22 protein-coding genes are annotated in these 21,640 nt (G+C 37.1%); 10 read left to right on the forward strand and 12 right to left on the reverse strand.

The features are described 5' to 3' along the window. Nucleotides 1-77 precede the first annotated feature (77 nt). The 5 genes from PZ892_RS12245 to PZ892_RS12265 all read right to left on the reverse strand — a co-directional run bounded on the left by PZ892_RS12245 (nucleotide 78) and on the right by PZ892_RS12265 (nucleotide 3,761). Nucleotides 78-677, reverse strand: a complete 600-nt coding sequence (locus PZ892_RS12245; protein ID WP_141202053.1) for a hypothetical protein — start codon at nucleotides 675-677, stop codon at nucleotides 78-80. Nucleotides 678-684: 7 nt separating this feature from the next. Next, complete coding sequence (locus PZ892_RS12250; protein ID WP_094255963.1) at nucleotides 685-1,428, reverse strand: hypothetical protein; 744 nt, start codon at nucleotides 1,426-1,428, stop codon at nucleotides 685-687. 154 nt (nucleotides 1,429-1,582) lie between these two features. Further along, entirely contained in the window at nucleotides 1,583-2,416 is an 834-nt protein-coding gene (gene pyrF, locus PZ892_RS12255; RefSeq protein WP_094255964.1) for an orotidine-5'-phosphate decarboxylase, read from the reverse strand. 2 nt (nucleotides 2,417-2,418) lie between these two features. Then, nucleotides 2,419-3,015 (reverse strand): TlpA disulfide reductase family protein, encoded by a 597-nt coding sequence (locus PZ892_RS12260; protein WP_094255965.1) that lies wholly within the window; start codon nucleotides 3,013-3,015, stop codon nucleotides 2,419-2,421. A 2-nt stretch (nucleotides 3,016-3,017) separates the two neighbouring features. Next, entirely contained in the window at nucleotides 3,018-3,761 is a 744-nt protein-coding gene (locus PZ892_RS12265) for an RluA family pseudouridine synthase (protein WP_094255966.1), read from the reverse strand. Between the two features lie 119 nt (nucleotides 3,762-3,880). Between PZ892_RS12265 and panB the strand changes: the two genes are divergently transcribed. Both panB and PZ892_RS12275 read left to right on the forward strand, forming a co-directional pair. Continuing rightward, nucleotides 3,881-4,696, forward strand: coding sequence for a 3-methyl-2-oxobutanoate hydroxymethyltransferase (gene panB / locus PZ892_RS12270; protein WP_182499513.1), 816 nt, complete (start codon nucleotides 3,881-3,883; stop codon nucleotides 4,694-4,696). Between the two features lie 2 nt (nucleotides 4,697-4,698). After that, on the forward strand, nucleotides 4,699-5,301 hold the full coding sequence (locus tag PZ892_RS12275; RefSeq protein WP_141202054.1) for a hypothetical protein: 603 nt from the start codon (nucleotides 4,699-4,701) through the stop codon (nucleotides 5,299-5,301). On the opposite strand, the gene PZ892_RS12280 is transcribed toward PZ892_RS12275, so the two are convergent. Further along, nucleotides 5,298-6,587 (reverse strand): Gfo/Idh/MocA family oxidoreductase, encoded by a 1,290-nt coding sequence (locus PZ892_RS12280; RefSeq protein ID WP_182499514.1) that lies wholly within the window; start codon nucleotides 6,585-6,587, stop codon nucleotides 5,298-5,300. The two genes, PZ892_RS12275 and PZ892_RS12280, sit on opposite strands and share 4 nt — an antisense overlap. A 136-nt stretch (nucleotides 6,588-6,723) precedes the next feature. Here PZ892_RS12280 and PZ892_RS12285 point away from each other — a divergent pair, with 136 nt between their 5' ends. Next, nucleotides 6,724-9,381 (forward strand): heavy metal translocating P-type ATPase, encoded by a 2,658-nt coding sequence (locus PZ892_RS12285; RefSeq protein WP_094255970.1) that lies wholly within the window; start codon nucleotides 6,724-6,726, stop codon nucleotides 9,379-9,381. Here PZ892_RS12285 and PZ892_RS12290 read toward each other — a convergent pair. After that, on the reverse strand, nucleotides 9,378-10,655 hold the full coding sequence (locus tag PZ892_RS12290; RefSeq protein ID WP_277711393.1) for an MFS transporter: 1,278 nt from the start codon (nucleotides 10,653-10,655) through the stop codon (nucleotides 9,378-9,380). The two genes, PZ892_RS12285 and PZ892_RS12290, sit on opposite strands and share 4 nt — an antisense overlap. Before the next feature lie 307 nt (nucleotides 10,656-10,962). On the opposite strand from PZ892_RS12290, the gene PZ892_RS12295 reads away from it, so the two are divergent. Further along, nucleotides 10,963-11,556: an outer membrane beta-barrel protein gene (locus tag PZ892_RS12295; protein ID WP_094255971.1), complete on the forward strand. Its 594-nt coding sequence runs from the start codon at nucleotides 10,963-10,965 to the stop codon at nucleotides 11,554-11,556. Nucleotides 11,557-11,635: 79 nt separating this feature from the next. On the opposite strand, the gene PZ892_RS12300 is transcribed toward PZ892_RS12295, so the two are convergent. Next, nucleotides 11,636-12,049, reverse strand: a complete 414-nt coding sequence (locus tag PZ892_RS12300) for an NUDIX domain-containing protein (protein WP_094255972.1) — start codon at nucleotides 12,047-12,049, stop codon at nucleotides 11,636-11,638. 137 nt (nucleotides 12,050-12,186) lie between these two features. Between PZ892_RS12300 and PZ892_RS12305 the strand changes: the two genes are divergently transcribed. Together PZ892_RS12305 and PZ892_RS12310 are read left to right on the forward strand one after the other, a co-directional pair. Continuing rightward, complete coding sequence (locus PZ892_RS12305) at nucleotides 12,187-13,227, forward strand: L,D-transpeptidase (protein WP_182499515.1); 1,041 nt, start codon at nucleotides 12,187-12,189, stop codon at nucleotides 13,225-13,227. Nucleotides 13,228-13,296: 69 nt separating this feature from the next. Next, nucleotides 13,297-14,082 carry a murein L,D-transpeptidase catalytic domain family protein gene (locus PZ892_RS12310; RefSeq protein ID WP_229678345.1) on the forward strand — a complete coding sequence of 262 codons (786 nt, stop codon included), beginning with the start codon at nucleotides 13,297-13,299 and terminating at the stop codon, nucleotides 14,080-14,082. A 496-nt stretch (nucleotides 14,083-14,578) separates the two neighbouring features. On the opposite strand, the gene PZ892_RS12315 is transcribed toward PZ892_RS12310, so the two are convergent. From PZ892_RS12315 to PZ892_RS12325, 3 genes are all read right to left on the reverse strand, one after another. Then, nucleotides 14,579-14,740 (reverse strand): hypothetical protein, encoded by a 162-nt coding sequence (locus PZ892_RS12315; RefSeq protein ID WP_179221415.1) that lies wholly within the window; start codon nucleotides 14,738-14,740, stop codon nucleotides 14,579-14,581. Nucleotides 14,741-14,874: 134 nt separating this feature from the next. Then, nucleotides 14,875-16,785 (reverse strand): class II glutamine amidotransferase, encoded by a 1,911-nt coding sequence (locus PZ892_RS12320; RefSeq protein ID WP_094255975.1) that lies wholly within the window; start codon nucleotides 16,783-16,785, stop codon nucleotides 14,875-14,877. A 181-nt stretch (nucleotides 16,786-16,966) separates the two neighbouring features. Continuing rightward, on the reverse strand, nucleotides 16,967-17,479 hold the full coding sequence (locus tag PZ892_RS12325; RefSeq protein ID WP_094255976.1) for a lipocalin-like domain-containing protein: 513 nt from the start codon (nucleotides 17,477-17,479) through the stop codon (nucleotides 16,967-16,969). 75 nt (nucleotides 17,480-17,554) lie between these two features. On the opposite strand from PZ892_RS12325, the gene PZ892_RS12330 reads away from it, so the two are divergent. After that, complete coding sequence (locus PZ892_RS12330; RefSeq protein WP_277711394.1) at nucleotides 17,555-18,022, forward strand: YchJ family metal-binding protein; 468 nt, start codon at nucleotides 17,555-17,557, stop codon at nucleotides 18,020-18,022. Nucleotides 18,023-18,095: 73 nt separating this feature from the next. Further along, nucleotides 18,096-18,428, forward strand: a complete 333-nt coding sequence (locus PZ892_RS12335; protein WP_094255977.1) for a YegP family protein — start codon at nucleotides 18,096-18,098, stop codon at nucleotides 18,426-18,428. A 71-nt stretch (nucleotides 18,429-18,499) separates the two neighbouring features. On the opposite strand, the gene PZ892_RS12340 is transcribed toward PZ892_RS12335, so the two are convergent. Next, nucleotides 18,500-20,503, reverse strand: a complete 2,004-nt coding sequence (locus tag PZ892_RS12340) for a M13 family metallopeptidase (RefSeq protein ID WP_094255978.1) — start codon at nucleotides 20,501-20,503, stop codon at nucleotides 18,500-18,502. A 136-nt stretch (nucleotides 20,504-20,639) separates the two neighbouring features. Here PZ892_RS12340 and PZ892_RS12345 point away from each other — a divergent pair, with 136 nt between their 5' ends. Together PZ892_RS12345 and PZ892_RS12350 are read left to right on the forward strand one after the other, a co-directional pair. Beyond that, nucleotides 20,640-21,278 carry a hypothetical protein gene (locus PZ892_RS12345; protein WP_277711395.1) on the forward strand — a complete coding sequence of 213 codons (639 nt, stop codon included), beginning with the start codon at nucleotides 20,640-20,642 and terminating at the stop codon, nucleotides 21,276-21,278. Next, nucleotides 21,268-21,636 carry a hypothetical protein gene (locus tag PZ892_RS12350; RefSeq protein WP_277711396.1) on the forward strand — a complete coding sequence of 123 codons (369 nt, stop codon included), beginning with the start codon at nucleotides 21,268-21,270 and terminating at the stop codon, nucleotides 21,634-21,636. The genes PZ892_RS12345 and PZ892_RS12350 overlap by 11 nt, the downstream gene beginning before the upstream one ends. The last annotated feature ends 4 nt before the right edge of the window (nucleotides 21,637-21,640 follow it).

Raw genomic sequence — 21,640 nt, forward strand, 5'->3', positions numbered from 1 at the left:
CTCACATCTCACATCTATATTTGTATATCCCACATCTCATATCCAAAAGAAATGGGGCCTCTTTCAGCCCCATTTCTTTATTTAAACAACTTAAATATCTTACTTCCAAAATTCTTATCCACGGTAATATAAGATGGATAATAGATATTTTGACCGGCAATTCGAATGGAAGGTTTGATCTTCAAGACCATAAAACCTTCAGACTTTTTGTTCAATAATTCATCAAAGAATTTATCAAATCCATTCTCTTTAGCTTTGTTAAAAATATTTGCCTTGAAAGTCATCGGTACAATCGTACTTTCACCTTGTTTCAAGTTGACATTTTGATCCACTGTTCCTTCAAAAAGAGGTGAATTCTGAATTTCAATCACATATTTAAATGAGTTGAAAGCTGCCTTTTGCATTTCAGGATTCGTAATTTTAAGATTTACTTTTCCTTCCAAAGGCAACTCCTTACTAAAGAGTGCTACGGCAAGACCAGCCATAGAAGATAAGCTATAGCTACCATCCGATCCTTTGAAGGATTCCAAAGACTTTCCATTAAACTTGACCTGGTCAACCGACTCAACATCATATTCACAATCTGCCAAAGCCTTGATTTGAGCTTTTTTATTAACCTGACATCCTGATAACATCAGGATTGTCAATATTGATACTATTCCTATTATCTTTTTCATATCCATTTTACTTTCTTCCAAAATTATAGATCAAACCTAAGGTAAATACCGCATTACCGGGTTTCAAATACTCATTATTCATTAAACCAATGTTCCAGCCATTCGTATATTGAATCTGAAAACCTTTATTCAATTCCAGTCTTGTAAAGAAAATTGGTTCTACATAAACGTTCTCTTCCAATTGACTTGAAACCCCATTTAAATCAAACCTATCCATCTTGATTCGACTTAACCGAATGGCCGTTCCGTAGTTTAGAGTCCTTTTCTTACCAAAAAGATTAATCTTGTTTTTTCGGGTTGATGAAAAATTTGCTTGAACAAAGATTTTGTTAAAATCCACATCCCGGGTTTCCACGGCATTAGTCCCTGTTGTACTTGCTCTTTTATCGACATCCATCGTCGCTCCTACTCCATATCCGCCATAAAATTCCAAGACACTCCGCTTTCCTTTGCCAAGCACTGTATAGTAACCTAAGCCACCTTCATACAAGTATTGTTTGAAATCATGATTATCAGATTTATAATTGATGTAGGAACCATTCCCAATAATTGCCAAGTGATCCGTAAAGGCAACACCAAGATTTGCACTAGCATTTCCTTTCGGGTTGACATGTGCCGCCAAATATCCTTCACCTTTGCCTGTAAACATAGGGGTCGCTGGAACATTAGGCAAATAAACTGAACTACAACTGCTAAAGCTGGTAACCCCTGCTAGCAGACCTAAATATAAAAAGGACCTTATTTTAATCATAAAATGTATTAACCCTGCATCTCCTCAAATTATTATGCCAAAGATTCATAATCTAAAAAAACTTTCATGTTTTCGTTGATAATCAACGGACATGAAAGTTTTTATTGGTCTCAATTAGAGATATTGTTAAAAATGTATCGACTAATCCTCAGGATTAAATAACCCCGTGGATCTCAAGTTGCTCTTGCATTTCTTTTTGAAGTTTCACAGCCTCTTCACGTGCTTTCTCCGCAAAATCCTTCCCTTTGGAAGCATAAATAATACCACGGGTGCTGTTTACCAAGATTCCACAATCCTTATTCATCCCATATTGACAAACATCAGCTAAGGAACCGCCTTGTGCACCAACACCGGGAACCAATAAGAAATGATCCGGAGCATGCTTCCTAATCGTTGTAAAAGCCTCTCCACGCGTAGCTCCAACCACATACATGATATTCTCCGAACTCCCCCAAGTATTCACCTTATCAATGACCTCCTCAAATAATTGCTTACCTTCTTTATTCTGAAAGTTTTGAAAATCCAAACTTCCATGATTAGAAGTTAAGGCCAGAACAATGGCCCATTTCCCTTCAAATTCTAAAAATGGAGTCACTGAATCCTCACCCATATAAGGTGCAATCGTAATGGAATCGAAATTCAATCCCGAAGAAGCAGGATTAAAAAACGCCTGTGCATACATCTTGGAAGTATTGCCGATATCACCACGCTTAGCATCTGCTATACTAAAACAATCCTTTGGAAGGACTTCACAGGTTTTCCGCAAGGATTCCCATCCTTTAACACCATAACTTTCATAGAAAGCAATATTCGGTTTATAGGCAACACATAAATCCGAAGTTGCCTCGATTATTGCCTTATTAAATGAAAATATCGGATCTTCATCATCTAATAGATGTTCCGGAATTTTACTAATATCAGTGTCCAAGCCCACACATAAAAAGCTTTTCTTACTTTTTATGTTATCAATTAGCTCTTGTTTTGTCATTTTTATTGATTAATTAATGAGATCATGAAATCCTCAAATTCTTTTGTTGAATAGTCGGCCATTCCTTTATGGTCGAAGGCTAAGGCTCCTTGTTTATTTAAAACAACTGTTGAAGGAATAGAGTTACTTAACCAGGTCGTAGGAATATCACTCTCCGGATAATAGATAGGCATATTCAATTTCTCCTTCTCCATGAAAGCTTTCGCTCCATCCTTATTATGCTCTATTTCAACAAGCATAAATACCACGTTTTCATTATCTTTATACTTATCATATAACTTTTGAATGGAAGGCATTTCTGCACGACATGGACCACACCAAGTTGCCCAAAAGTTGATAAAAACAACTTTCCCTTTTAAATCGTGCGTTTGAATGGTTTTTCCAGCATCGTCTGATAATGTAACGGTTTCAGTCATCACCAACGGAGTTGCCGATGGATTTGCTGCTGTTTGTTTGGGAACATCTGGATTAAACAAACCAATTTTCATCAACCCACGTTGAATTGCTGTTCTAGTCGTTGGGGTCAATACCAAAATGGCTAATACAATAATTAGTACCCAGGATAATATATTCTTTGTTTTGTTCTTCTTTTCTGCCATGATTATGAATCAAATTTCTCTAGTTGTTTTAACAAAGTAGCAAAATCTTTCGGATAATCCGCCTCAAAGGCATACTCTTTCCCATTCAAGGTAAACTTAACTGCTTTAGAATGCAGTGCAAAGCGCTTCATAATGGGTAGTTCTTCTTGGTCTTTTGAAAGGGTAAAGCCTCTTTTCTTAATTTGAGAAAGGTACACGGGCTTGCCACGGTACATGGCATCCCCAACAATAGCAGCGTGCTGTGTCGCCAAGTGAATCCGGATCTGATGCATCCTTCCTGTGATTGGTTTACACTCTACTAAGGTATATTGCTTAAAATACTTTATACTATTGAATATCGTCTCCGCTGGTTTCCCATTATAGCGGTCAATAGTTACATTTTTATTCCCTTGATTCAAAATAGGTAAATCAACAACCAGGTTTTCAAAAACATGCGTACCACCAATAATGGCGTGGTAAGTCTTGTCCACCCGACGTTTTTCAAATTCTATAGACATTAACCTATAGGTTTCAGGGTTCTTAGCGATTAATAATACGCCAGAAGTATCCTTATCCAAACGATGGCATACCTGTGCATCAGGAAAGTAATTTTTCGCTAAGCGCAGGATATTTACCTCATCCCCACCACGTGCATCCAAAGATGCCACGAAGGGCGGTTTATTAATGACAATCAGGTTATCATCCTCATGTATGATCAGTTCGTTGAATTTCGGAAATTTAAATAGATTTTTCTCTTGTTGAGCCATAGCGCAAAAATAAGAATTATTGCTAATTTTCTATAATTCAGCGTAGTTTAACCAATAGGTTAACATTCAGGTTGATACTCCTACAAAAATGCCTACTTTTGCAATAAAAGCAATCTAACATGTCAGTAAATAAAGTAATCAAGCGAATTACAACATCTATTATTCGCGATATGAAAAACAGAGGTGAGAAAATCAGTATGCTTACTTCTTATGATTATTCTACCGCAAGGATCTTAGATGATGCCGGTGTAGATATTCTTTTGGTAGGTGATTCTGCTGCTAATGTCTTTGCAGGATTTGAAACAACCCTCCCTATTACCCTTGACAACATGATTTATCATGCTTCAGCAGTTGCTAGAGCCGCAAAACGCTCGATGGTAATTGCTGACCTCCCTTTCGGTGAATACCAAGGTGCCACAGAAGATGCCTATAAAGCTGCTGTACGGATGATGAAAGAATCCGGTGTCCATGCTATTAAATTAGAAGGTGGAACTGAAATTATCGATAATATTAAAAAGATTGTACAATCAGGTATCCCTGTCTGTGGACACTTGGGACTTACCCCCCAATCAATCTATAAATTTGGAGATTTTGGTGTGCGTGCCAAGGAAGATGCTGAAGCAGCAAAATTAAAAGAAGATGCCTTGGCATTACAAGAAGCAGGATGTTTCGCAGTAGTGCTGGAAAAAATCCCGGCAGCTTTGGCTGGCGAGGTCTCTAAAATGTTGGATATTCCAACTATTGGTATTGGGGCCGGAAACCTATGTGATGGTCAGGTTTTGGTGGTTAATGATATGTTGGGAATTACACAAGAATTTAAACCTAAATTCTTAAGACAATATTTAAATCTCAATGAGGAAATCAACAAAGCTGTCAAGCAATATGTTGCGGATGTAAAAGCTCAAAAATACCCTAACGAATCTGAACAATACTAAAAATGAATAAATTCCTCCTTATTGCTATCCTTGTTGGTATTTTAATTTATTTCTTGTCACGTAGAGTGATGATGAAAGGAAAATCTACAGCTATTCAAAAAAGCAATAAGCAAGGTTATTTCTTAATTGAAAGTGGTGCTCCAATTATTCAAAAAACCATTAAGAATACTTTATTTAGTGTAGGAATTGGTGTGGTTCTATTTATTATCACCATCTTATTGGCCATGAAAATAAAAATCATTCTCTTTTTGCTTCCTATCAGTCTTTATTTAATGAGCCAATTGTTTTTATTGAATAATCAACTTAAGTATGCAAAAGACCAAAGAATTTGGTTCAATCCTAACACAAAAGATGTCATGATCGAATGGTTAAGTGGGAATAAAGTTTCTTTTAACTTGCTGAGAGATGTGCAACAGGTGAAAGCCGTTAAATCAGTACAAAAAAACAATCAGATATTATTTGGTTATTATGAACTCCTGGTTCATAATAACCAAGTTTTTGTTCCTTTTATCTTAGAGGACAATCAGCGGAATACAGGATTTTTCAATACCTTGAAGGAAAACTTCCCAATCAATCCAAAATCTTCCTTATACCCAATCATTTAAACATTCGGGATTTTATATCCGTTATGGTATCCAGCAGCCAAAAGTTTATTGGCTTCAGATTCCTTAAATCTTTGTTTCTCTTTTTCCCAGTAGATTTTCTTGCCTGTTCTATAGGCTATATTTCCCATTTGGGAGAATTTCGCAATATGACTCCCTACCTCTAGTGGAGCATTGAGGATATTGCTATTCTTGGTTCGAATAGCTTCCACAAAATTTTGCATATGCAGATCCAAACCATTATCAACCTTTTTCTGGTACGGTACTGCTGTCATTCGATCCATTTCTGGGATAACTTCCCAACCATTTCTATCCAAAACTAGGGTTCCATTATTACCAATAAAGGCAATACCATGTTCCCGGCTATATGGTCCTCCGGAAATACTCGTAGCATGTTCCCATTGGATATTAAAATCATCAAATTCATATACAGTGGTCAAGGTATCTGGGGTATCACCGGCATCATCGGGATAGGCAAACTTACCACCGGCTGCCATTATGGACTTTGGATCCGATACCTTCATGCCCAATAAAGCATAATCTAATAAATGTACTCCCCAATCGGTCATTAGCCCACCTGCATAATCCCAGTACCATCTAAAATTATAATGGAAACGGTTTGGATTAAATGGTCGGGTCTTAGCAGGTCCCAACCAGGATTTGTAATCCACTCCTGCCGGAACTGGTCCATCAGGCTCAACCGGAACTCGCTTTTTCCATCCTAAATATGCCCATGCCTTTACCAAACGAATTTTCCCTAATTGTCCTGAGTGAACAAACTCGATCGCATCCTTAAAATGCTTCTGAGAGCGTTGCCATTGACCAACTTGAACGATACTCTTGTATTTATCCTTGGCCTCCAACATCGTATTACATTCTACGATCGAATTACCAATGGGTTTCTCGATATAAACAGCCTTCCCTGCTTTACAAGCATCAACCAACATTAAACAATGCCAGTGGTCCGGCGTTCCAATGATCACCGCATCAACCTCAGAGTCCTTTAACAGATCTTGATAATCCTTATATACCTTAGGCTTTTGACCTAAATCATTCAACTGTTTCAATCGATCTTGAATCACTGCATCATCTACATCGCAAATCGCAGTACAACTTACATTCGACACTTTTAAGATGGAACTTAAATCAGACCATCCCATACCCTTAATCCCAATAGCACCTACTCTTAATGTAGACTGAGCACTTGAACGCCCATATAATGACGATAAATGTAATGCCGGAAATAATAAAGCTGACTTATAAATAAATTCTCTTCTTGAAATACTCATGCTTTTTAGGTTTCTATAAATGTACGATGTTCATGCAAATTGGCCATAATTTTATAACTATTTATTGAAATTATGTAACAATTATGAACCCAATTGTCCGGAAATTTGTATTAAATAGTAATTAGGAAATATAACGATGAAAAATCACACCTATAAAGTTTCGGGAATGACCTGTAACGGCTGCAGGACAAACGTCGAAAAGAAATTAAATGAAGTTCCCGGTGTCACCGCCAAAGTAAACCTCGAAAAAGCTGAGGCCCAAATACAGACGGATGAACCCATCAATATTCTCAACCTACAAGATAAACTCGATGAATTGGGCGGTCACTACCAAATTCATGATAAAGACCATCATGGGCATACCCATCATCAACATAATCATGAACCAGAACTATCAGAAAGTGGACAATATATCTGCCCCATGTTCTGTGAAGGTAAAGACAAGATATATCATGAACCGGGACGTTGTCCAGTTTGTAATATGCACTTACGACCAATTGAAAAGGTCGATTTCAATGCTCCGTCTCATCAGCATCAAGCACAACCCAAAGTAAATGCCAGCAATGCTGGGAAGTATTATTGTCCAATGATGTGCGAAGGTGACAAAGTTTATGACAAGTTCGGTTCTTGTCCGGTTTGTGGAATGAACTTAGAAAAAATTCCAGATACTACTTTGAAAGTGGAATACTCCTGCCCTATGCATCCGGAAATCGTACAAGACCATCCTGGCGATTGTCCGATCTGTGGAATGGAACTGGTCCCTAATCAAGTAACCGAAGATGATGACCAGCATTATCGTGATCTCTTGAAGAAATTCTGGATTTCAGTAGCCTGTACGGTGCCAGTTTTTATTCTTTCAATGGGCGATATGTTACCTGGTCAACCAATCAGCCAGATTATCCCTTATAAAGTAAATGCTTGGATTCAATTGATATTAACCTTACCAGTCGTATTCTATACTTGTTGGATGTTTTTCCAACGTGCATGGACTTCTTTCAAGACCTGGAATCTAAATATGTTTAGCTTGATTGGCCTGGGAGCTGCAGCAGCATTTGTTTTTAGTTTATTGGCGTTCTTCTTTCCGCAAATTTTTCCGGAAGAATTAAAAGGGCATCATGGAGAAGTTCACCTGTACTTTGAGTCCGTAGTGGTTATTCTAACCTTGGTTTTACTAGGCCAAGTCATGGAAGCAAAAGCACATTCCAAAACCAATTCGGCGATTAAGGAATTAATCAAATTAAGTCCTGCTGAAGCGATTTTGGTAGAAAATGGACAGGAAAGGAAAATTTCCATCCATGATGTGCAAGTTGGCAACATTTTAAGAGTTCGCGCAGGTGATAAGGTTCCTGTAGATGGTCTAGTGACTGAGGGAAACACCTCCATTGACGAGGCCATGATTACTGGTGAACCCATTCCTGTAGAAAAATCAATAGACGATCAGGTCATTGCTGGTACGATCAATGGTAATCATGAAATCCTGATCAAAGCCGAAAAAATTGGTTCTGAAACTTTATTGGCTCAAATAATTCAATTGGTCAATGATGCTAGCAGAAGCCAACCGCCAATTCAAAAGTTAACGGATAAGGTCTCGAAAATTTTTGTCCCAACAGTAATTGTTATTGCGATTTTGACCTTCATTCTATGGAATGTATCTTCTGTACCTAATAGTACAGCAATGGCATTTTCAAATATGCTTGCGGTTTTAATTGTTGCCTGTCCTTGTGCCTTGGGCTTGGCTACGCCAATGTCTGTCATGGTCGGTATTGGAAAAGGTGCTAAAAATGGTATCCTGATCAAAAACTCAGAAGCATTGGAAAAATTGGAAAAAGCAAATGTCTTGGTGGTTGATAAAACCGGTACTATTACGGAAGGAAAACCATCCGTATCAGAAGTAACAACGGAAAACGATAAGTTCTCAGAGAATGATATCCTTCAAATTGCAGCTTCTGTCAATAAAAATAGTACCCATCCATTAGCTCAGGCCATGACCGAAAAAGCTAAAGAAAATGGATTGCAATTCTTGGATGTTACTCAATTCGAAAACATTTCAGGGAAAGGTGTTAAAGGCCATATTTTCCATATGACAGTTCTATTAGGTACCCCTAAATTAATGACCGAGCAACATATTGACCTATCAGAGGAGCAAAAGAAAAAGATTGAAGAGCTACAGAAAAAGGGAAATTCTGTTTCTGTATTAGCGATTGATGGAAAGCTGGCTGGAATCATAGCGGCCTTCGATGCCTTGAAAAAAAGTAGCATTGAAGTAATTCAGAGATTTATTTCTGAAGGTGTGGAGGTTTATATGTTTACCGGTGATAATCAAAATACAGCTGACATCGTCGCTAAGGAGGCCGGTATCCAACATGCCAAAGGTAGTTTATTACCAGAAGATAAACTGAAAGGAATTAAGGAGCTCCAACAGCAAGGCAAGAAAGTTATTATGGTAGGGGATGGAATTAATGATGCTCCTGCCTTAACCCAGGCAGATGTGGGTATTGCGATGGGCACCGGAACTGATGTCGCCATTCAAAGTTCAGAAATCACCTTGATTAAAGGTGATTTAGTAGGTGTTCATAAAGCATTTAAACTTAGCAAATCCATGTTGAGGAATATTAAGCAAAACTTACTCTTTGCTTTTCTGTATAATGTAATCGGCATTCCCATTGCAGCAGGATTATTATATCCATTTTTTGGAATTCTGATGTCACCAATGATAGCTGCTGCTGCGATGAGTTTAAGCTCCGTTTCGGTAATTGTGAATTCCTTACGTCTAAATGCTGTAAAGTTGGATTAATGCTCCTTTGAGATAGATTTTACCCGTTTCGCCAATAACAGGTGTGACAAAAGCCCTAATAAGGCAAAGGTCACACCTACGGCGCAAACTCCAGCCCAACCCGCAATTCCCCAAGCTTGCGCAGCCAGCCATGACCCAAAAGCCCCTCCTATAAAATAGATCACCATATATACGGTATTCAAACGACTGGTTGCTGGTGTTTTTATCGCAAAATAATCCGATTGGTTCATAATATGTGAGGATTGTAAACCCAAATCTATCAGGATAATGCCCACTACCAATCCAAAATAGGTGTTTCCCATAAAGTAGATAAAAAACCAACTCAATAAAATAATTACCAGAGAAATACTAATAATCTTATTTCGGGTCCAGACTTTATTCAATTTCCCCACAAATGCTGCTCCTAATGCCCCTGCTGCCCCGATCAATCCAAAGGTTCCAGCTATGGATGGACCTACCTCAAATGGTGGCTCCTCCAAATGAAAAGCTAAAGTCGTGAAAACAGCACAGAGCGATGCAAAACTTACAGCACCTCGAAATGATGCCAACTGCAAGATGGGTTCCGATTTTGCCAATTTCCAAACGGACTTCATTAACGATGCATAATTGCCATGGAAATTAGGACTCATCTCCGGCAACATTTTATAAACCAAACCCCAAGAAACCAACATCAATAGGGCTGCCCCATAATATATACTCCGCCAACCCCAAATATCACCAACAATTCCTCCGATAAAACGAGATAACAGAATTCCCATTAATAAACCGGACATGACCATGCCAATATTTTGAGATCGATTCTCCGCATTGGAAAGATCAGCAACCATAGGAACAAATAACTGTGGAACCACAGAGGTGCAACCTATCAGAAAACTCGCCATCGAAAGCATCCAAAGTTCCTTAGAAATGGCCATCCAAATCAAGGCTAGACTAACTAAAATCAAATCGACCAAAATCAACTTCTTTCGGTACAATTTATCGCCTAAAGGAATGATCATTAACAAGCCAAATGCATAACCTAGTTGCGTTAATACAGTAATTTTACTCACCGCAGATTCCGAAACATGAAATTCAACCGCCATTTCCGCAAGTAATGGCTGATTATAATAATTATTAGCAACTACTACACCTGAAACAATGGTCATTAACCAGAGTAAAGATTTTGAAAGCTTAGGATTTCCGCTGATGTTCATTGATTTTATTAATCCTGTAAATCTAAATAATCTGATTTGAAATGCTAAACCATTTATATTTTTATAAGTTCCTACTCCCATTAATTCTACGACTTGACATGAGAATTGCAGTTTTGGCAGGAAATTAACGTCCGAATTGCTGACAAGTTGGCTATTATTTTAACTTATTTCCAGAAAAGAAATTTCATAATCTCCTTAGATTGTTTGTTAATTGTCATTAAAAATTACCCATTCAATCTTGATAAAATTTTATCAAACTGAATCTCAAACACTTACGATATTATCCATTTTTTTATAATCTATATTCCAAATTGGACAATATACATTGGTATGGATATTGACTATTTGACTAACACGACAATAAAGTCAATAATTGAAATATAAAATCATGAAAAAAATTTTACTTACTTTATCTGCAGTAGCAGTATTAGGATTCGCAGCAAACGCACAAACTGAAAAAGGTAAATTTATGGTTGGTGGTCAAGTAGGATACCACGGTCAAACTACAAAAGATTCAGATGTTAAGTCTAATCAATTCAGTATTATCCCGAATGCAGGTTACTTTGTTGCAGATAATATTGCAGTAGGTACAGGTGTAGGTTATAATTGGGCTGAAAACGAAACTGCAATCGGTACTAAAGTAAATAACTCTTCTTTTGTTCTTGCTCCATTTGGTAGAATGTACAGCCATAACGATGGTCCTGTAAAATTCTTCGGACAATTATCTGTTCCAATGGCATGGGGAACTCAAGAAACTGATAATACCAAAACTTCAACAACTGAAAGCTATGGTGTTGAATTGGCTCCAGGTATCGCATTTTTCCCAACTTCAAATATCGGAATCGAATTGAAAGTAAGAGGTTTGTATTTCAATAATAGTTCTTCAACTGAGGAAGCTACTAATGTAAAAACAACTACTAATAATTACGGTTTAGATGCGAATTCATTAGCGCCAACTGTTGGTGTTACATTCCACTTTTAATCGTTAATTACAGATTATAGTGAAAAGGGGTTGTTATTGAAACAACCCCTTTTCATTTTATATGATTTATTGGAGTGCCCTACTCACCTAACCAGATTGGCAAAGCAAATTGTCTCAATAGATTCGCCAATTTTACAGTTTCTACCTCAGATTTCTTTACCCAACGGATTTCTTTGAGTTCTGCATGTGGTTGAATCGCGTTGAACTCCTTCATGAAATCACATTGAAAAACATAACCCCGAACGGTTTTGCCCGTTTCATTAACAGCTTGCGCCTCATGAACCCCGAGGAGTCTGCATCCCGATTCTACAAGTTCCACATCCAACTCTTCTTTTAATTCACGAATCAAACTGCTGACTGGTCTCTCCTCTCCTTCTATTTTCCCTCCCGGCAATTGGTAATAGCTCGATCCTTCTTTTTGAACCGTTAATAATTCATCGGATTCATTGATAATTATACCAACAGCAATGGTTATGTAGTTATTTAGCTTCATTTGAATAATTTGAAAATTAATTCACTAATTTCCTAAATAATGGAATGATTTTTAGTATTCTATAGGTAACATACTGATTTAATTCTATTTTTGCATCAAAATAGGTCATAATCCACTAAAAAACACCAAACTAGCGAATGAAACATTATTTTTTCTGGTCCTTACTTTTTGCCTTTTTAATAATTGCGTCTTGTAAGAACTCGTCAAAAACCACTAGCGCCGCAGAGAAAAGAAAGCAAGATTCTATCGAACGTGTCCAAAAAGAAAAAGAAGCTGCCGAAAAAGCGGAAAGAGAAAGACCTAGAACAGCTGCTGATATCAAACTTGACAAAGATTTACAATATGATAAACATTCTTTGGAGGAAACTTATCCCTACAAAGACACTACGCGTCAATTTCAAATTGAGAAAATAAAAGAAAAATTAGCATTTATCGAGAATTTCCAACGTGCTCCGCATCAATATGGGGTACTTCAAAACTATAAGAACCGGAATGGTGAAGCTGCAGTGGTGGAAAATTTTGTTCGGAATGCGTACAAAAGAGTTTCTGATACCTTAGGAACAGAAAAATACCAATCAGCCCCCCTGTATAAAGAAGAAAACAGCAAGAAACCTTCTATTTATGGCCGTGACGGTTCCTTGGTAAGCCTGGAAAGTTCGGATACCGTAAAAATGGTCAAAGTTAATGGAATTTCATTCGAAGGGACTTGGTTTGTACCCAAAAGATATGTTAAATCAATAGGCGATTCTCTAAAAATAACCCATGTAAACATTGTAGATGTTACAAACCAAAACATTATGACCGTGGAAAGAACGGGTGAAAATGAGTGGAAAATACGCAGTATGAACCCTGCTACATCGGGTTTACACAGGCCTCCACACCAAATGGAAACCCCTGTTGGAATCTTTATCGTTCAAGAACAGAAACCTAAGATGTTCTACTATGGGGATGGAACAACAACCATTGAAGGATTTGCGCCATATGCGTCCAGATTCACCAATGGAGGCTATATTCATGGGGTTCCGGTGAACAATCCAAAGGGTAAGATTGTAGAATATTCATGGTCATTGGGTACGACACCAAGGTCACATATGTGTGTCAGAAATGCGTCATCTCATGCCAAATTTGTTTATGATACGTCAAAACCCTTCAAATCTTTGGTGGTCGTAATTGATTAAAACCTGATTTAACACTTTGATTGTCATATTTTTCCTAGCTTTGTATAAAGAGACTAGGAAAATGTGCTTATGAATAAACTATTGCTTATTTCATTATGGGCTATTGCGACCTCCAGCATTTCTGGAGACCTAAACAACACTCAGCAATTAAATGCTCCTCTTGAAATCACTCAGACAAAAGTAGAAATCGTAAAAGATCCAGTTAAAGAATTATATGATGAAATGAAGTTACAAGGGATCATCAAATGGGACGCCTTCGAACAAGCTATGCAAGGTTACAACCATTTGAGCCCTAAAAACAAAAATATCATGACCATCATCGACTTTACGCTGCCTTCTACGGACAAAAGAATGTATGTTTTGGATATGAAAGCTAAAAAACTATTATACCATAACATCGTTTCTCATGGCAGAAATAGTGGTGAAAAATTCGCAACTGCTTTTTCAAATAAACATGGATCCTTCCAAAGTTCCTTGGGATTTTATTATGCTCAAGAAACCTATTTTGGAGGGAATGGATACTCCCTACGTTTAGATGGACTTGAAAAAGGAATCAATGATCAAGCTAGACCAAGAGCAATCGTGGTACATGGTGCTGATTATTGCAGTACGGATATCATTAAATCTACTGGAAGATTAGGACGTAGCTATGGCTGCCCTGCCCTCCCACGTGAATTGACAAAACCTATCATCAATACCTTGAAAGGTGGCACCTTGATGTATATCTATGCCGGAAATAAAGACTATTTGGCAAGTACCAAAGTGGTTAAAAAACATCCTTTAGAATCTCCTTCTACATTAATTGCTACGCAACATGAAGAAGAAACCGGAAAATCTAAAACGGTGTTGAACTAAGGAAAAATATCAGATTTGAATATTGAAACACGGAGCTAACTCCAATGTTTCTAATCAAATCAAAAAAAATAGATTTCTTACCAATTCAAAATGCTCCAGCATTTATGGTAAGAAATCTATTTTTTTATGCGCTTGAAATCTTTATTTTATTTTTAACCCTGAAACCTTCCCTTATTCATCCCTTAAGCTGTTTACTGGATTTGCATTCGCAGCCTTAAAGGAGTGGTAAAACATAGTGAGGAAAAATCTCATAAGGTGATTTAAAAACAGAATTCTTATTTCCTGCTAACCATGTATAAGGTACAATGGAGAAATAATCACTAAAAGTTCCTATTATTCCTGTATCATCCGATATTTCTTTCAGATTATCCTTGCTATCAAAGGCACTTCTTTTTTGAAAGTAGTATCGATATTCAGGGGCTACCAACTCTGTTGAGGCAATATTCTCTTTAATAAAATTTGCAACAGGAATTTGAACCCCGTCAAAAATGTTGGTTCACCTTTTACCTTGGAATATATCTTCTTCAGGACTTGCTCTACCTAATCCCGGATAATCTTCGTATTTAAGTCGCAACTGAGTCGGACCTTGTTCGAATTTTTTCGAAGGAGATGCGGCAAAGATCCGAAGAAGGTCCGAAGGAAGTCCGGTAAAACCCATAATTTTTCCCGAATTATTTGATACTTAATATCGAATAATAGAAGGAGTTCACCTAAAAATATGACTCGGGGGATTTAATAAAAAAAGACCGTGAATTAGATTCACGGTCTTTAAAAAGATATTTTTTTTAGCGCTTAGCTACTGAAATAAGCTCTTACATTTTTACCTTCCATCCAGTTCATAAAGGCACGGTTTACAACCTTATTACCACCTGGTGTAGGATAGTTACCAGAGAAGTACCAATCTCCTTTATGGTTAGGACATGCTAAATGTAAGTTATCCAAGGTTTGGAATACTACTTCCAATTCAGCATTTAAGTTATGAGGCTTCACGATTCTAGAAATCTCTTGAGAGATTTGATCATCTGTGAATGGCTCATAAATAGCTTTTACGTAATTTTCAACTTGATCTTTCGGCATGGTCGTAGAAGCCAAACATTTTTGATAAACCTCATCAATAATGTGTGCCAATCCGTTTTTACGAAGCAGTGAAATTGCAGCTTCAAAGGCAACGAACTCCGACATTCTAGACATGTCAATACCATAACAGTCAGGATAACGAATTTGTGGCGCTGAAGATACGATTACAATCTTCTTCGGATGAAGACGATCCAGAATGGTTAGAATACTTTGTTTTAAAGTAGTTCCTCTTACAATGGAGTCATCAATTGCAACAATGGTATCCTCATGGTCATTTACGATACCGTAAGTTGTATCATAAACGTGTTGTACCATATCTTGACGGTCAGCATCTTGCGTGATAAAAGTACGAAGCTTAGCATCCTTCACGTTTAATTTCTCAAAACGTGGTTTCAGGTCTAGAACTTCATTTAATTCTTCATCGGAGATTTTGTCCGTACGATTTAACAATACTTCTTTTTGGCAATCCCTAACATGTTGATTGATTCCTTCCATCATACCGTAATACGATACTTCGGCTGTATTTGGAATAAAAGAAAACACGGTATTCTTAATATCGTTATTGATACTTTTAAGTACCTGCGGGATCAACAACTTACCTAAAGATTTACGTTCCTGATAGATATCAGCATCAGAACCTCTGGAGAAATAAATGCGTTCGAAAGAACAAGACATTTGTTCTACAGGTTGTCTGAACATTTCTTCTGAAACCGTACCATCTTTCTTGGCGATCAATGCATGACCAGGTTTGATTTCTTTCACGGCACCCAATGGAATATTGAATGCAGTTTGGATAACAGGTCTTTCAGAAGCTACGACCAATACTTCATCATCTTGGTAGTAGAATGCCGGACGAATACCAGCCGGGTCGCGCATCACGAATGCATCCCCATGTCCGAAAATACCAGCGATGGTATAACCACCATCCCAAGTTTTTGCAGAACGGGTTAAGATCTTAGCAACATCAATATTCTTTGCAATTTGAGCAGAGATCTCGATGTTTGAATAACCATCTTGTTTAAATTTATCGAACAATTTTTGGTTTTCTTCATCGAGGAAGTGACCAATTTTTTCCAATACCGTCACTGTATCGGCTTGTTCTTTAGGATGCTGACCTAGATCATATAATTGTTGCAATAACTCATCCACGTTGGTCATGTTAAAGTTACCTGCAACTACTAAATTTCTAGACATCCAGTTGTTTTGTCTTAGGAAAGGATGACAGCTTTCTATACTATTTTTACCATGGGTGCCGTAGCGCAAATGGCCTAATAGTACTTCGCCTGTAAAGCTAACATTGTCTTTTAGCCATTGGGTATCCTTAGATTCCTCTGGATAAGCTTTGTTAACTGCTGCGAATTTCTTCTGAACATATTCGAAGATTTCGGCTACTGCCGAAGAACCCATGGCTCTATATCTGGAGATATAACGATTCCCAGGTTTTACATCAAACTTAATTGTTGCAATACCTGCACCATCTTGGCCTCTATTGTGCTGCTTTTCCATAAGCAGGTACAATTTGTTGATGCCGTAGTAGGGCGTACCGTATTTTTCTTGATAATAAGATAGGGGTTTTAGAAGTCGGATAAGTGCAATTCCGCACTCGTGTTTTATAGCGTCACTCATATCTTGAATTGATGGCACAAAGGTACGGAATTTTGAAAAAAAATCAGATACATATCAATGTAAAAAAATCTTTCAGGCTTTCAACTCCAGCATCCCTGGTACGATTTAGCTATCAAGTTTAGTTTCCTGCGATTTACCACAGAAAACTAAACTCATCAAACCTTTATGTCCTCAAAAAATATTATGGATTTACCATTTTTGAAGAGGTGATTTCAATAAATTTTTCACGCCTGGAAATAAATTCTGCTTTTTCGATTCTTTGCCATGTCATATAGCTATTGACCATGATACCATCGGAAAGAATGGGTTCGACAGATTTTAGATAAAGAATATCGCCTTCAAAGTCGATTTTCCGTTCCTGAAATTGCCCTTCCCAATTTGGAAAAGAAGATGTTGTAATGGAGTATTGAACAATCGCATTGGTATTGTCAATTTTATAAGACCCTGCAAAGGCAATAAAGCCTTTAACCTGTTCTTGGATTTCATCAGCATTTGCGAGATAACGATCCTGAGAGACGTAACTGTTGCGATCAGCGTTTGAAATTTGTACCGACATAAATCCATCGGCTCCATACATTAACAAACCCTTTGGGGACTGCCCCATCGGGAATTTTGAATCTGCACCTTTAATAGGTACTTCTATATAGGATAGTAGCTGCCACGTGCCTACTAATTCATTTTTCAATGTTGTCATTTAGGGGTTATTGTTTGCCTTTATAACGGCGATTTCTTATTTATAGTTTGTAACATTACTTATATAGATATTTCTATGACAGAAGAAACATCAGTATCTTCGTTAAACAAGTATTGGACCAACATCGGCCAAAAAAAATCAGCTTTGGATAAGACATTGAATATGAATAAGAATTGTTATTGCGGTTCCGAAAAAAGTTATCAGGAATGTTGCGAAATCAGGCATCATGACTTAAAAACTGTTGAAAATGCAGAACAATTGATGCGAGCACGATACTCAGCATTTTGTTTAGGCCTGATTGATTTTCTATATCAGAGTTTCCATCCGAGCAGTCGCAGGTTTCAAAAAAAAACGGAAATAGCACAATGGAGTAAGGAAAATCAATGGGTAGGTTTGGAAGTACTGAAGGCGACAGAAAACACAGTTGAATTCAAGGCGAGATTTATTGCTCCCGATGCTGTAGCGTATGTTCATCATGAAAAATCCCGATTTCAAAAATTACATGGCACCTGGTATTATGTAGATGGTAAAATAATAACCTAATTAATTTATTAAGACTTAAGGTTTTTATTTTATTGAATTTTAGTAAATTAGTATACAACTAAAAAATTAAACTATGGGAAAGTTTGTAATTTCAACTAGGAAGAATGGGGAATTCCAGTTCAACCTAAAAGCTGCCAATGGACAAGTAATCTTAAGCAGTGAAGGGTATACTACCAAGGCTGCATGTGAAAATGGGATCACATCAGTAAAGAAAAATTCGCAGGATATTTCAAAATTTGACAAATTAACTGCGAAAAATGGAAAATTCTATTTCAACTTAAAAGCCGGCAATGGCCAAATTATTGGAACAAGTGAAATGTATGAAAGCGAAGCAGGTCGTTCGAATGGTATTAAATCTATTCAGGAAAATGCACCTGATGCGAACACTGATGACACAACTGTATAGATAGATATTTATATCAATATTTAAAAAGCCACTATGAAAATAGTGGCTTTTTGTTTTATTCTAGATTTGGATTACCAAATTACGATACGTTTGTCTTTAGGTAGATAAAGCTTATCCCCTTCTTTGGTATCGAATGCTTTATGGAAAGCATCTAAATTGATGATTGGACCCGTAGCACGATATTGTGCTGGCGAGTGTGGATCGGTTTTCACTTGATTCACTACAAATTCATCGGTTGTTTTTGTACGCCAGATCGTCGCCCAAGAAAGGAAGAAACGTTGATCTTGGGTATAGCCATCGATTAAACCTGGGTTTCCTTTGTCTTTCAAATACATTTGAAGTGCATCAAATGCTACTGAAGATCCACCTAAGTCACCGATATTTTCACCTAAAGTGAAACGACCATTCACAAATACTCCTGGTACAGGCTCGTAGGCTTCAAATTGAGCAACCAATGCATCCGCAGCAGCATTAAATTTCTCTTTATCTTCTTCAGTCCACCAGTTATTTAAATTACCATTTCCATCGTACTGTGAACCTGAGTCGTCAAATCCGTGTGATAATTCGTGACCAATAACAGCACCAATACCACCAAAATTCACTCCTGGATCTGCTTTATAATCGTAGAATGGAGGTTGTAAAATCGCAGCGGGGAATACAATTTCATTAAATAATGGACTGTAATATGCGTTTACTGTTTGAGGAGTCATACCCCACTCTGATTTATCAACCGGCTTACCTTGTTTAGCTAAGTTTTCTTCAAATGCCCAACGACGAACATTATTTACGTTCTCAACTAATGAAGTTCCTACTTGAAGGCTAGAATAATCTTTCCATTTGTCAGGATAACCAATTTTTACCGTGAATTTAGAAAGTTTCTCCAAAGCCTTCTCTTTGGTTGTTGGCGACATCCAAGCTAAATCCTTGATATGAACATTAAAAGATTTAATTAAGTATTGTACCAACTCCTCACATGCAGCTTTTGCTTCTGCAGGGAAGTTTTCTTTTACATATAATTTACCTAATAATTCACCAGCATTTCCATTTACGAATTCTAAACCTCTTTTGTCAAGCGCACGTTGTTCTTTTTGACCTCTTAGTTTCTTACCATAGAAATCAAAAGATAACTGGTCAAGATCAGCTGTCAAATAGCCCGTAGCATCATCCATTACATGGAATTTTAAGTATTCCTTAATAACAGGAAGATTCTGTTCATTGACAATCTTATCCAGATTTTGATAATATCTTAATTCGCCGATAATTACGGTATCTGCTTTAAAACCAAGTGTTTGAATGTATTTTGCAACATCCATGTTTTTCACCATCGCTTGCAAATCCTTTACCGCAACCGGGTTGTAACGTTTCTGAGCATCACGTTGTTCTTCGACAGTTTTTAGGTTGGAGGCGATCAATTTTTCAAATTCGATTACCTTTGGACCTTTTAGATCACGAGTTTTAGGATCTACTTTACCATAAAGAGCATTGATATATTGATTATAGTTTCCTAAAGTCTCTGTATTTTTTTCATCTTCTTTTTGGTAATAGGTACGACCTAAACCTAATCCACCGCCACCTAAATAAACAGCATTCATATTACTGTTTTTCATGTGGGCATATACGTAAGCACCAAAGAAAGGATTTCCACCGATTGCTCCGTATTTCACAAAATAATCATAAAGACCTTTTAGGTTTTTAACCTGGTCAATATCTTTTAATTGTTGTTGGATTGGGGTAATCCCTAATTTATTACGGGTATCAAAATCTACATAAGATTTATAAAGATCAGCGATTTTTTGACCATCAGTTCCTTTTTCAAACTTGGTATTCAAGGATTCTTTTAAGATTTTCAAAGTTGCTTCATCCGTATTTTCTCTTAGTTGATCAAAAGATCCCCAACGAGCTTTATCAGAAGGAATTTCTACTGTTTTCATCCAATTACCATTAACGTAATTGTAGAAATCATCTTGTGGACGAACGGATTTGTCCATGTAGGAAACATTGATTGCTTGGTGTTCCTGTGCAAAAACAGAAACTGAACCGGCAAGCAATGCCGCCATTAATACATATTGTTTCATAATTAACCTATTTTGTTTAAGAACCTAGTATCGTTCTTATGCAAACATAGCGATATTATGAAAAAACTAGAAGTAACTATTTTTATATAATTAATTGTTATATAATTAACATGGAGGATTTGTTAATTTGCGCTCAATGATTATTCAAGTTGAAGGTAAAGAATATTTATTGGTCGTTTCGGCAGAAGATTCCATCAAAATCGAGTCAAATGGGAAGGAAATTCCCTTGATTTTTGCACCTGCTCATCTTTCAGTGCCTGAACTGACCACCTATATCAAACAATTCGCTCGTCAAGAAACGAAGAAAATTCAACTTGACAGTACCTTGGATTTTTTTACCATTCCTTTATTTGGAAAAACTTATGCCGTCCGACCTGTAAAAACCGGGCAATCGAAACCTTACTTAAAAAACGATATTATTTATTACTCCCCTTCTACGTTCAACTTCAGGAGCCAAGAAAAGTTGGAAAGTCAACTAGGCCAGATTATTTTCGAACAAATGATTATGAATCTGATAGGAAAATGGGAGGAATTATTTCAGGTTCTAGTTGATGATATTCATTTTAAAAAGCTATCCCGGAGCCCTTATATCATCAAGGATCATTCACTGACCTATAATAATTCAAATATTCAGTTGGATATTCGGGTGAATGATTATTTATTGGCAAAGGCTTTGATAGAGGTAAAGGGGAAAAACACATTTCCGTCGAATATTTTGGAGAATTACTTTCCGGATATCCGACAGATTGAAAAAATATTATCTTATGGAAGCTAAAGAATATACATTTGAAACCGATATCAATTCAGAGCAATTAGAGACCATTTCTGAGGATCCTTCAGAACTATTGAACTATATCTCGAAGGAAGAATTGGATAAGTTGAGTTGGTTTATTTTTGATGTTTTGGGCGATAAAGATGGTAGCCCAGAAGTTGGGAACATCCAGGTTTCCAATTTCAGGTATCAGCCGGATACCCATGTTGGAAAGTTCAGGATGCAGTTTGACATTGACCGCAAATTTTGTTGTTCGGATATGGGCAGCTGCAGCAATGACTACCTAGATTTTGATTTTAAGTTGGAAGACCAGCGATTTATTGCCAAAGGCAGTTATTTCGATTGGACCTTAAATAATTAATAAA

Origin of the sequence: Sphingobacterium sp. WM (assembly GCF_029542465.1) — a bacterium.
In the GTDB taxonomy this organism is placed as follows: Bacteria; Bacteroidota; Bacteroidia; order Sphingobacteriales; family Sphingobacteriaceae; genus Sphingobacterium; species Sphingobacterium cellulitidis.